Genomic DNA, 12,511 nt, shown 5'->3' with positions numbered 1-12,511 from the left:
TCAGATATAACAAAAATAAGAAGAATGTTATAGAACTTAATTTAAAATTGGAAGTGGAAAAATTCTTCGTAAATTAATCCGCAACTTTAAAAAACAACAACTAGTAACAGCGTTTATCACACAGAAATTTATAATAATAAAAAAGTAAACCTTCAAAACTACACAAACCAACCATGAGTAATTATCATATAAAACACTTAGAAGAATATTATCAAGTATATCGAAAATCTGTTCGAAATCCTGAAGTGTTTTGGGAAGAAATCGCGGAAGAACACTTTATGTGGAGAAAAAAGTGGAACAATGTACTAAGTTGGGATTTTTCAAAACCAGAAGTAAAATGGTTTGAAGGTGCGCAATTAAACATCACTGAAAACTGTATAGATCGTCATTTAAATACACGAGGCGATAAAACAGCAATCATATTTGAACCAAACAGTCCAGGTGAAGAAGCACAACACATTACGTACCGACAATTGCACGAAAAAGTATGTCGTTTTGCGAATGTGTTGAAAGAAAAAGGGATTCAAAAAGGAGATCGTGTTTGTATCTATTTACCAATGATTCCTGAATTAGCAATTTCAGTTTTAGCCTGTGCGCGAATTGGAGCAATTCATTCTGTAGTATTTGCAGGATTTTCTTCTATAGCTTTATCGACACGAATTAATGATAGTGATTGTAAAATGGTGATTACGAGCGATGGTTCATATCGAGGCGCAAAAACCATCGATCTAAAAGGAATTGTTGACGATGCTTTGGAAGATTGTGAATGTGTAGAATCGGTTTTGGTAGCCAAAAGAATCAACTCTGATATTCAAATGAAAGAAGGTCGCGATCATTGGTTGCAACCATTGTTAGACGAAGCATATCACGATTGTGATCCTGAAATTATGGACGCGGAAGATCCATTATTTATTCTATATACTTCTGGCTCTACAGGAAAACCAAAAGGAATGGTGCATACAACGGCAGGTTATATGGTATATACTGCATATACGTTTAAAAATGTATTTCAATACAGAGAACAAGATGTGTATTGGTGTACGGCGGATATTGGTTGGATTACCGGACATAGTTACATTGTATATGGCCCGTTATGTAATGGTGCAACGACAGTTATGTTTGAAGGTGTACCAAGTTATCCTGATTTTGGACGTTTTTGGGAAATTGTAGAAAAACATAAAGTTAGTCAGTTTTATACAGCGCCAACTGCCATTCGTGCATTAGCAAAAGAAGGTGTAGCGCATGTAGAAAAGCACGATTTATCTTCCTTAAAAGTTTTAGGAACAGTTGGAGAACCAATCAATGAAGAAGCTTGGCATTGGTATGATGATAATGTAGGGAAACGAAAAGCACCAATTGTAGATACATGGTGGCAAACAGAAACTGGTGGAATAATGATTACGCCAATTGCATTTGCAACACCAACCAAACCAACATATGCAACCTTACCATTTATAGGAATTCAACCTGCATTGATGGACGAAAACAGTAAAGAAATTAAAGGAAATCAAGTAGATGGACGTTTGTGTATCAAATTTCCATGGCCAAGTATGGCACGAACCATTTGGGGAAATCATCAACGTTATAAAGTCACATACTTCTCAGCCTATGAAAACAAATACTTTACAGGAGATGGTGCTTTGCGCGATGAGGTTGGATATTACAGAATTACAGGTAGAGTAGATGATGTCATTATTGTTTCTGGACATAACTTAGGAACGGCACCAATTGAAGATGCAATTAACGAACATCCTGCAGTAGCAGAATCGGCAATAGTAGGTTTTCCACATGATGTAAAAGGAAATGCATTATACGGATATGTAACGTTGAAAGAAACGGGAGAAAGTAGAAATCATGATAATCTACGAAAAGAAATCAATCAGATTATAACAGAACAAATTGGACCAATTGCCAAACTAAACAAAGTTCAGTTTACAAATGGATTACCAAAAACACGTTCTGGAAAAATCATGCGTCGTATTCTTCGAAAAATAGCAGGAAAAGATGCAGAAAACTTAGGAGACATCAGTACATTACTCAATCCTGAGGTTGTACAAGATATCAAAGATAATGCTTTATAGAAATATATAATTTTTAGATACAGAAAACTCCTTAAAACTTATGTTTTAAGGAGTTTTTTTATTTCTCTTCTATATAGTTTTCTATATGTTTTAGTCTACTTTTTACACATTTTAAATATTATTCATAGCGTAGCATATTATTTCGTTTATCATCAAAAATTATGAAGAAATCAAATGCTTTCAGGTTCCGTTAATACTAGCGTTTTTAAGAACCTCTAATTCATAAAACGAAGGTTGTGATTCTTGTTTTCTGCTTTTTTCTGTTTTAATTTCATGTCATTATTAACTTTAAAATCATTTAGTTATGAAAAAAAGGAATCTTAAGAATTTAGATCTTAACAAAAAAGTTGTCTCTAAAATTAGTGAGGTAATTAAAGCAGGAAGAGGATATCCAACGTATTTATCCTTACCATATTCAGATTGTTGGTGTTGGAGTGCAGATAAGGATACACAGCCTTAAAATTATAAACGAGCTTCGGCTCGTTTTTCTTTTCCCTATAACAGCAAGTTTGATAATGTAGCAATTTGATACTCAAAAAGTATATTGAGTTATAGTATGAATTGCTAAAGAATTACCGTTTCTTCTTCTTATTTTTCAGATTGTAATTTTTATCACCTCTCGTTTTAGGTTTTTTATACTTTTTTGCGATTTCTCTTCGGTACGAACCACCTTGATTTGTCTTCTTGTTTTTCTCTTTCTTTTCGTGAAAACCGGGTTCGAGTCCTGTAGTTTTTGAAGGATTGTTAATCTCGCGAATGTGTGTTTGTTCTTCTGGTGCTAATTCGTTTGAAATAGTAACTTCTTCAGGGAATTCTAGTTGTGGAATTTCATAATTCATCAAGGTTTCAATTGCTTCCTTGTCTTCTTTTTCTTTTGCTGTATAAAACAAAATAGAGTTTCCTTTGGCTTCTGCACGACCAGTTCTACCAATACGATGCATGTAGTTTTCAGGATAATTTGGCGTATTAAAATTAAATACATGTGTAATCATTTCTAAATCCAATCCACGTGCCATAACATCAGTAGCAATCAAAATTCGATTCATTCCTTCATTAAATTGATTGATGGAACGCAAACGGTAATTTTGTGTTTTGTTGGAGTGAATTACGCACGATTCTTCTCCGAAGTCAGATTTCAAACAATCAAATAAACGATCAGCAATGCGTTTATTCGAAATAAAAACCAATACTTTACTATAGGTTTCTTTATCTTTTAATAAATGCTTTAGCAAGTTCACTTTCGTGTAAAAGTTTTGAACCGGATAACATGTTTGTGAAATATTATCTAATGGTGTTCCGCTTACCGCGATAGAAATTGTATGTGGAGTTGTGAAGAAATCATCAATCAATACACGTACATCATCTGTCATCGTTGCCGAAAACATAATGTTTTGACGTTGTTCAGGTAATAATTCAAGAATATTAGTAATCTGGAATCGAAAACCTAAATCTAACATTACATCAACTTCATCAATTACTAACTTTTTAATCGCTTTTAGTTGCAATGCTCTACTCAATACTAAATCATACAAACGTCCTGGCGTAGCTACTATTATATCAGCACCTTGTTGCAATGCTTGCATTTGTGTGTTCATATTTACACCACCATATACACCAACAGTACGTACATTGATATATTTGGCAAACAATTCAATTTGCTCCACAACTTGAACTACTAATTCTCGTGTTGGAACTAAGACTAAAATTCGCGGATTAACTTGCTTTGAAAACTTCAAATCGCGCAACAAAGGCAACATATATGCAAATGTTTTACCTGTTCCAGTTTGTGCAATTCCGACCACATCTTTCCCAGAACGAATTACTGAAAATGATTGTTCCTGAATTGGTGTTGGCGTTGTAAAACCTAAATCTTCAATGGCATAATGCAATTGATTCGATAAGTCAAAATCCTGAAAAGTAGACATATTGTGTAATTTTGCGCAAATGTAGTGTATTTCAATTCGTTAAATGATTAGTAAGGACTAATATTTTTAATGACCGATGAGGATTTTTATGAAAATGTAATCGTAAAGATTAAAAGAAAAGCAATCCGAAGATTGCTTGTTAAATGTTTATAAGCCTGAATTTTGATTAAAAAGAAAAAGCGAACCGAAGTTCGCTTTAAACACTCTACTAACTTATTTATTGTTTTGGTGCTGGTGTTTGTAAATCACAAACAACTCCATCATATGTATTCACACAGACACCTTCTGAACCAGCGCAAAGTAGCGGATTAATAATCGATTCTATAGTTCCTCCTTTGATCGTAGATGTGTTAAAACTAGAAATAGATTTTTTGTTGAGTTTTAATGCTTTTAAATTTCTTTTTTTCATGATATAAAGTTTTAAAGATTAGATGGTAAATGTATACGATTGACCTTTTGAAAGCAATAAGTAGAAGTGCCGATTTATAAATGGATAAGTATATTAAGAATGAATAAGGAATTGTAAATCAGAAGGAATCGTTTAAAATAATATCTAGTTTCTTTTGTAAATAGAAAAGGCTACTTATATTTCATAAGTAGCCTTTAATAGTAAAAAATATATTTTATAGATTTTGATTTAACGCAATTGGTCCATCGGAAATTGCATTACGAAGTAAGAGACGTTTTTCCGCTTCATGTAATTTTTTTGCTAGTTCGTCTCTGACCGCTTTATATTCAGGATTGTATGCTAAGTTTTCCATTTCGTTATCTTCATTATCTGTCAATTTATACAATTCGTACATGGTTGGATAACTTCCTAAAGCATGAAAGTAATAGGCAAATTTCCATTCCTTGGTACGAATACAACGAATACGATTTGAAGCTAAAACTGCCGAAGCATAATCAGCCGAACTCGCTTTGGTGTCGTCAAACGTAAACATGATTTCATCTTGAACACTAGTTCCATCTGTAATAATTGGTAACAAGTTGTTTCCTTGCAATGCTTTTGAAGGATGTTTCACATTTGCAATTTCTGCCATTGTTGGCATAATATCTATTAAAGTTGCCAATTCGTTTGAAATACGTTGTGGAATTGCTGTTCCATTTTCATCTTGACTAGGAAATAGTATTGGGTTTGAAAACACCATCGGAACATTTAGTGTTTCTTCATATACATTGAATGCTTTTTGTCGCATACCACCATGTGCTAAGCCCATTTCTCCATGATCAGAAATACGGATTAAGAGTGCATCATCTGCCATTCGATTTCCACTTTCACTTACACGATAGAGTTCATCAATAAACTCTCCAATTTGTTTATCAATTTTTGTGAGTGTATGTGCATAAAAGTTAATATAATTTAGTTTTTTCTCATCATCAGGTAAATCTCCTAAAAGGATATTTGCAGATTGTACAATTTGAAACTGCGCCATTGGTTTTTTGCTCTTTAATAAATCTTCATTGACCGAATATGGCAATCCAACACTTCTGCCAAGCCAATCTTTTTCAGAATACCCATAATTTACACCATTTGGATATGCTAATACATCATGCGGATTTACCAATGAAAGCACCAAACAGAATGGAACACGTTCTTTACCGCTTTCACGTTCTGTACGAACTTGTTGTAAAAAATCAATTCCTTGTTGAATGTACATTTCGTCATGATTTGCGTAACCGCCACCAAAATTTTGTGGTTTTACATCTTCTCCAGCATCAGGCGCAATCCAACCTCTAAAGCCAGTAAGAGCAATTTCAGAAGCTGTTAAACCGTTTTCAGTTTCACCTTTACTCAAATGCCATTTTCCACGATATTGAACATCGTAACCATCACCAGAAAGCATTCGTGCCATATTGTATATTCTTGGGTCAAGTTGTGTTTCAGCATCCGAATAACGTCCGCCAAAAGTCAGTGTTTGTGTTACACCATGTTGTGCAGGATACACGCCTGTAAAAAGTGTTGTTCTACTTGGAGAGCACATACAAGAATTACAAAATGCTTTGTTAAATGTAAAGCCATTGTCTTTTAAAAAGGTCATGGTTTTTAAATTTTCAGTTTCCCAGCCTGCTGGAAAGTTTTGAGTTGCACGTTCTTGATCTGTAATAATTAAAATTAGATCAGGTTGTTCAGGTAGTTTGGCTCTTTGTTCAGAAAAATTCATAGGATTCAGTTTTTGTTTAGTTTTGAATATCTTATAAATTTTTAATTTGTGTGAGCGTGCAAATACGTTACTTGTAAAGTGAGTAAAAGTACTTATAATGTAATTACTTTTCTGATTCGTATTGTTAGATTTATGGTTTTTTCCTATCTTTTCAAAGTAAATTTTTTTATACTATTTATATGCCTGAAAATGACGATCAAAGAATTCGAATTATACTTGTGTCAAAGCGCTTAAGACGCCCGATAGATACATCAATTATGGAGAAGACTATTGAATTACTGAATAGGGTTTTTAATTCAACAGAGTTCAGGGATTTAGTAATAGATAATTCATTTACATGCTCAAACAAACCGTCATTATGCGGAACTAATCAAACCATTTCAGGACAAGCTGTATTTGATGATTTAATGAGCATTGATCATATTGAATTGAAATTACACGTAAAGAAATTATGGAATCCATTTAAGCGATATGGATATCATACAAAAGGAGAAACAAATATTAATGGTAATACAATTGTAACCTATAATTGGTGGTTGAAAAATAAAAATGAAAAAGAACGTTTAATTATATATGCATCACATGTAGGGCACGAAATTTTTCATACCAAATATTACCAATACAGACATAGTCCAAAAAAAGGCAGTCGTGACTTTGTTGAAGAAAAAGATGTTACATATAACATTGATAATATTATAGAACAAATAATTAGAACACATATTAATTAATCAAATAAAACTAACACATTACATTATGGCAGAAGGAAAAGGACTTAAACAGGCATTAACCAAATTAAATAATGCAATTGAAGATTTAACATCTTTACATGTGCAAACCTATTCAGGGGAAATAAAAGCCACTATAAATACTAATAAAGGATATAAAACACTTAAGACGGAAGTTGACAAAGCCATCGTAGATGGAAAACTTGATTTGGTAGCAGAAACGCTAGCGCAATTTGATGGTGATTCCTATAATTTTGTAAAAAAAGATTTAGATGATGTTCCTAGTATTGCCTTAGAAGTACACAAAAATGCTGTAAAAGCAGGAATTGAAACGCGTATTGGTTTGCTAGGATTGTTTAAGGGATTAATTAAATAATCAATCTACATGAGCGGATTTCCTGCATATACGTATCCGAAAGTTTCTGGTACTGAAGTAGAACAATTAGGAGACTTTGAAACTATTTTACATGGTGTTGAAAATAATGGCTTTGTCAATAAAGTTCCTGTAAATAAAACAGAAGCTTTTGACATGCAACATCAAAAGATTAGAGTTCAAACTATTGCTTCACGATTGTATCTATTAGGATATCTGCGCAGAAAATTTAACCCCAAGCGCATACATAGAAAAATTGACAAAATTAAAAAAGCTGTTTTAGCGTTTCAACGAGATGCAAATTTAACACAAGACAGTTGGGTTGGCGATGAAACTTGGTATGCGCTTGATGAATTGGTAAGCTATGAATCATCTTTTACTTATGAAAAGTGGTTTGTGGATGGACATATTAAACCAGAAGTGCAGAATGTAATGCATAGAGCTATACAGTTGCGACTTTGGTGTTTAGGTTTGTTTCATAAAAAACCCAGACCAAATTCTAAATTGTTAAGTAGTAGAAGTTTAATCAAGTTTGGAAGTATCGTTCGTATGTTTTATATGCGAAAAAAGAGCTTTGCAGCTGGTTTTAACTATGAAACTTTAGAGCTATTATTTGATCAAGAAGAATTAACGTACGCTATTACAAAACGATCAAAACCAACAAGCGGTTCTTTCTTTTTGAAATTAACAAAAGAAACAGAATCAAAAAGAAATGCTGAACGAAAACTTTCGAAAGTATTTATGATCAATTGTGCAAAAATTGAACTTTGGCTTTTAGGATATGATGTAGTTATTGATGGAAATGATAATTACAGGTATGAAGTTGAAGGCGATCTTTGGAAAGAAGTTTTTAAGTATTATCAAGACTTTGAAGGCAAAAGTGCTGCTGAAGCAAGAAAATTGGCAATGAAAATTACACCTAGTTTTTTCATAACTGTCGGAAATGCTTTAAAATCAGAAGAATCATATAAAGCTGATGATGCAAGTGAAGAAATTGCACAACAACTTATTATAAAAAATAATGTTGCCGAAACCACAAGTAATATAGAAAAAGCTTGGGATTATGTAAAAGAAAAAGGCATGCGTTTGTGGGATGGATTGAAACGTATTTGGCGCTGGATTAAAAAGATAGGGAAGAAGGTCGTTGCGTTTGTGAAGAACAATCTTTTTAAAGGTTTTTATCGGTTTGTTTCCAAGTCTTTTAAGATTGTTACAAGAGGAATTGGCGCTATTGTAAAATCTATTGGAGTTTACATTAGAGGTGGAATGGTGACTGATGATATGTTCTTCAAATTTTCAAAAGATATGGATACTTATGTATATATTGATAAAAATATAAGTGCTGAAAATTCTGAAGCTGGTTCGTTTGCACTAGTAAAACAAGCTACAGCTTTTAAGCTTGGTTGTAAAATAGTAGGATGGATATTCAATATTTTTAAAAATCTCTCCATGGGATTATTAGGTTGGGCACGAATCCTCTTTTCGTTATTAAAAGGCTACAAAGAGCTACGTGTTTTATATCAAGATTTTAAATTGATTGCTAGTTGATTTTATATAATTTTTGCTAGTTTATTCAGAACTACTTTGATACTCTAATATAAAATTCAAATCTCTTTTATTTATAGGTATTGATTTTCCATTACTATTCCAAAATTTCCATTTTTCAGGATCAGCAGTATTTTCATAAAAAGAATAAGGACAACCTCCACGATCACCTATTTCAACAAGTTCAATATCAAATACTCCTTCTGCAATTTTTACTTTTTGTGGTGAATAAAAAGCCCAAGTTCCTACTTTATAATCATAATCTACTATTTTTGGTATAATAGCGCAAAATGTAAAGGTACTTTTTTTAGATTCCCCAAAACCTTTTATGTACTCATAATTCCATTGTGGATTTGACTCAGTTTTTTGTTCGTTTTTGCAACTAAATAAAAAAAGCGTTGAAATAATAATTAGCAATAGGTAGTTCCTCTTCTTCATTAAGGTTTTAATTTTTATTAGGTAAGTTCAAAATTGTCATTTTTTATCCAAATAATTTTTTCCAAAAACTTTTCTTCTCTGTTGCTTCGTTTTCTGCTTTTTGAGGCTCATTTGAAGTCTCAATAGTCGTTGTTTTTTGAGATTTTATAGTTGTTGTCTGCGTTTTATCTACGGAAGTGGAAGTCAAGAAAAACTCACCTTTATCAGACATTCCAATAGGAAATTGTGTGCGTTCTCTCCATTCGTTTTCATGCAACACTTCATTAGGTTTTAATTGTATTTTTTTATCAAAACTATCACGTCCCATTCCAATCACTTTTTCTTCAATATTTGAAGTTGTAGCATTGAATGTACTTTTAAATTTTTCATCGAAATGAAGTAATAAAATCTGTGTTTGTTCTCCAATTTTATAAATATCCAACACTTTATAATGCGAAGGAGCCGAAATTAAATGAAAACCATATTTAGCAACTGTTGGGTTTACTTGTGACATGTTTACGGCTTTGTTAGACGCAATTGCGTATCTCAAATTTGAACTGAGTCCTTCTGCAAAAGATGAAACATCAGTGAAACCTCTTTCTAGTATAATTTGAAAAGGAATGTATGAAGCAATATAATCAGGATTCAATTCGCAATCTCTGTAATACATGGTCAATCCAGAAAATGTATTGTTATACGCTTCTTCTATTTGTGTGTGTTCCATATGTTTTTTAGTTTAATGATATTAGCCCAATTCAAAAGTTGTAATTCCAAATATTTTATTGAGATCAACCGTTGGTGGTGTGCCTAAATACATCCGCGCACATTCAAAAATATAAGTTGCTTTGTGTTTTGTTACAAGTGCTTTAGCAGCTTCATTTTTCATAGGAATATCAAGAAAGAGTGATTCGCCAATAACAGCATTTAAACACGCTTTATACAATGCTTCTGCAATAACAGGAGTGTTAGCAAATAATGGACAAACTTTGTAACCAGTTGTGGCTTTTCGAATAATAGCAAACCCTTTTAGTTGGCCATTTTCAACATATTTGAATGTTTTTGTCAATGGAAGTTGTAACCAAGGTTTTAAAAATTGTGGGCGCGGAAATCCAAAACATTGTTTGTCATATGCTAAGATGTTTTCAAAATCTTCTTTCGTTATTGAAGAAATATGTTGATCTATGTTAAAAGGAATTCCTTTTTTTTCATAACGCACATCCCTAAAGGCAATTTCAAAACCACCTTTTTGGTAAAATGGTTGCATGTCCACAACGCCGTCAAGTCCAATAGCTGCATCTTTGTGCAATCGAGAAAGCAACATATCACGTCTGTGATACCATAACTTTCTGCCAATTCCATGTGCTCTATATGCAGGTTTTACGATGAAAAATCCCATGAACCCAAAATTTCCATCATATGAAACAATGGATCCGCCAGCAATAAGTTCTCCATTGTAATGAAAACCATAAAAACCATCAGGATCGGTTGCAAAGTATACTTCTGCATCATGCGAACCAGTATTCCAACCTTCTTTTTCTGCCCAAGATGCGAGTATTTTTACACCATCTAAATTTAGCTTTTCAAATTTTAAATTGTTTATATTCATATTTAAAAAACACTTAACATTATTCGTCACTTTTTAATGTAACCGATTCCCAAGTACCATTTACCATTTGTGGTTTGCCGTTCATTTGCATAAAATGTTTGCTCGTTTTTTGAGAACGTGTATACTTTACTTTTTTAGTATGATCTTTTACAATTTCAGTTAACTCCATAATGCGTTCATTTTCGCCCACGTCAACGGTAAAGCCAAAATCACGTTCCTTTAGTATTTCCTTTTTACTATTTTTTAAAACATGTTTATGATAGTAACCGTATTCTCCAACATCAGTTTTACTTACCTCTAAAGTTTGTCCATCTTTAAAATAGGTTGTTGTTCGTGTTTCTGCGTCACCTGCTTCTTCATTTTTAACACCAATATTTTTCCAAGTAGTTAGATCGAATTTTCCAAAATGAGGGAAATCAAATTTTTCATTTGTAATAATTTCGTTTCCTGCATCAGCACCTTCTTCTTTGACGGCACCTCCATAAACCCAACCTTCTTTGTTGTCATTGGTTGTTACTCTAAACCAATATGAATCATATACAACACCACGAAGTACAATAATATCTTTGTTTTCAGATGTTGTTCCTGTAAATTCTATTTCTTGTGGTTTATATGTGCCAATTACCTTTCCTTTAGTATTTGAAGCATCACGTACATTAATATTGTCAACCCAAATGTAATATGTATTGTCTTCTTTTGGAGTTTCAACAGCCTTTTCTGTTTCTGTTGTGGTAGTTGTAGTGTCTGTTTTTGGTTTTTCTTTAGAATCGGCTCCGCAAGAAGCCATCAAAATTATAAAACAAAGCATGCACAGTTTTGAGATAAAAGAATAAATTTTCATTCGATTGTTAGTTGGTTAGAATTTAGTTTCAATGTAAGGAATATTTCTTCTTTACATAATGACTGACTTCAAAAAAGAAAACATTCACTATACAAATATATTCATTCACTCATTTTTTTTCTTTTTAGGATTGTAATCACTCACATTTAAGGAATAATCAAATAGTTTATAAACTTTTATTAACTTGTAGCAAGTAGTATTAATTGTTTTATCAAACAAACATGTACTAGAGACTACTTAAAAAAACAACTCATTATGTTAATTACATCATCATATTCAGGTACTAATAAAATTTCATTTGAAGTTCAGGTAGAACGCTTATATGAAGCGATTACTAAAACTGATATCGCTCTAGGAACTTCTGCAAAACCAATTCCTGTAGATACTTTTGTTACCATTAACGATCCCAATTTATACGAATTTAAAAGCGGTGAAACGATTGCATTTCAGTTAGTTGAGGCTGATGGTTCAGCATGTGAAAAAATGGAGTTAGAATTAGTTGCTTGTAATATACACAATGTAGGGCAAGATTTTAATGCACAATTTGTAACACTTCCTAATCCTTGGGAAAATATATTTGATACAAGTCCAGAAAACATTTTAAAACTTCCTGACAGCTCTATAAGTATAAAGCCTGTTGATGATATATGTGCTATTACTATAATTAAAGATTCTGGAACTGATCCACTAACTTCTTTCCTTTCCTATAAAGCTATTTTTAAATCAACAATTAATGTAATATCACCATCTGGAGAAAGTAAACTCAGAACTTTTTATTTTGTGATTGACCCATTAATTAAAGTGACATCAGGAGGAAGAAGGTCTTAATTTTTTTA

The 12,511-nt window shown here is 32.5% G+C and carries 13 protein-coding genes; 6 read left to right on the top strand and 7 right to left on the bottom strand.

The window, feature by feature from the left end:
- Window positions 1-173: 173 nt before the first annotated feature.
- Window positions 174-2,081, top strand: a complete 1,908-nt coding sequence (acs, locus tag ACUUYC_RS02045; protein ID WP_474263286.1) for an acetate--CoA ligase — start codon at window positions 174-176, stop codon at window positions 2,079-2,081.
- Between the two features lie 304 nt (window positions 2,082-2,385).
- The gene (locus ACUUYC_RS02040; RefSeq protein ID WP_474263284.1) at window positions 2,386-2,541 is read left to right on the top strand and encodes a hypothetical protein; all 156 of its coding nucleotides are present in this window, start codon (window positions 2,386-2,388) and stop codon (window positions 2,539-2,541) included.
- A 112-nt stretch (window positions 2,542-2,653) separates the two neighbouring features.
- Here the strand turns inward: ACUUYC_RS02040 and ACUUYC_RS02035 are convergent, their stop codons facing one another.
- The 3 genes from ACUUYC_RS02035 to ACUUYC_RS02025 form a co-directional block, all read right to left on the bottom strand.
- Entirely contained in the window at window positions 2,654-4,006 is a 1,353-nt protein-coding gene (locus ACUUYC_RS02035) for a DEAD/DEAH box helicase (RefSeq protein WP_474263282.1), read from the bottom strand.
- Window positions 4,007-4,223: 217 nt separating this feature from the next.
- Entirely contained in the window at window positions 4,224-4,415 is a 192-nt protein-coding gene (locus ACUUYC_RS02030; RefSeq protein ID WP_474263280.1) for a hypothetical protein, read from the bottom strand.
- A 214-nt stretch (window positions 4,416-4,629) separates the two neighbouring features.
- Window positions 4,630-6,168, bottom strand: coding sequence for a sulfatase family protein (locus tag ACUUYC_RS02025; RefSeq protein ID WP_474263278.1), 1,539 nt, complete (start codon window positions 6,166-6,168; stop codon window positions 4,630-4,632).
- Between the two features lie 257 nt (window positions 6,169-6,425).
- Between ACUUYC_RS02025 and ACUUYC_RS02020 the strand changes: the two genes are divergently transcribed.
- From ACUUYC_RS02020 to ACUUYC_RS02010, 3 genes are read left to right on the top strand one after another with little or no spacing between them, the layout of a single operon-like run.
- Complete coding sequence (locus tag ACUUYC_RS02020; protein ID WP_474263276.1) at window positions 6,426-6,896, top strand: hypothetical protein; 471 nt, start codon at window positions 6,426-6,428, stop codon at window positions 6,894-6,896.
- A 25-nt stretch (window positions 6,897-6,921) separates the two neighbouring features.
- Entirely contained in the window at window positions 6,922-7,269 is a 348-nt protein-coding gene (locus ACUUYC_RS02015) for a hypothetical protein (RefSeq protein WP_474263274.1), read from the top strand.
- A 9-nt stretch (window positions 7,270-7,278) separates the two neighbouring features.
- Window positions 7,279-8,814 carry a peptidoglycan-binding domain-containing protein gene (locus ACUUYC_RS02010; protein WP_474263272.1) on the top strand — a complete coding sequence of 512 codons (1,536 nt, stop codon included), beginning with the start codon at window positions 7,279-7,281 and terminating at the stop codon, window positions 8,812-8,814.
- 21 nt (window positions 8,815-8,835) lie between these two features.
- On the opposite strand, the gene ACUUYC_RS02005 is transcribed toward ACUUYC_RS02010, so the two are convergent.
- Genes ACUUYC_RS02005 through ACUUYC_RS01990 form a run of 4 tightly spaced genes read right to left on the bottom strand, consistent with a single transcriptional unit; the run spans window position 8,836 to window position 11,642 of the window.
- Window positions 8,836-9,249, bottom strand: a complete 414-nt coding sequence (locus ACUUYC_RS02005) for a hypothetical protein (protein ID WP_474263270.1) — start codon at window positions 9,247-9,249, stop codon at window positions 8,836-8,838.
- Between the two features lie 43 nt (window positions 9,250-9,292).
- Window positions 9,293-9,952 carry a hypothetical protein gene (locus ACUUYC_RS02000; protein ID WP_474263268.1) on the bottom strand — a complete coding sequence of 220 codons (660 nt, stop codon included), beginning with the start codon at window positions 9,950-9,952 and terminating at the stop codon, window positions 9,293-9,295.
- A 21-nt stretch (window positions 9,953-9,973) separates the two neighbouring features.
- On the bottom strand, window positions 9,974-10,834 hold the full coding sequence (locus tag ACUUYC_RS01995) for a GNAT family N-acetyltransferase (protein ID WP_474263266.1): 861 nt from the start codon (window positions 10,832-10,834) through the stop codon (window positions 9,974-9,976).
- A gap of 19 nt (window positions 10,835-10,853) precedes the next feature.
- Window positions 10,854-11,642 carry an SH3 domain-containing protein gene (locus ACUUYC_RS01990; RefSeq protein ID WP_474263264.1) on the bottom strand — a complete coding sequence of 263 codons (789 nt, stop codon included), beginning with the start codon at window positions 11,640-11,642 and terminating at the stop codon, window positions 10,854-10,856.
- 288 nt (window positions 11,643-11,930) lie between these two features.
- Between ACUUYC_RS01990 and ACUUYC_RS01985 the strand changes: the two genes are divergently transcribed.
- On the top strand, window positions 11,931-12,503 hold the full coding sequence (locus ACUUYC_RS01985; protein ID WP_474263262.1) for a hypothetical protein: 573 nt from the start codon (window positions 11,931-11,933) through the stop codon (window positions 12,501-12,503).
- Window positions 12,504-12,511 lie beyond the last annotated feature (8 nt).

It is taken from the genome of Kordia sp. E (assembly GCF_056033805.1).
This window is presented reverse-complemented; position numbering and strand designations above follow the sequence as displayed.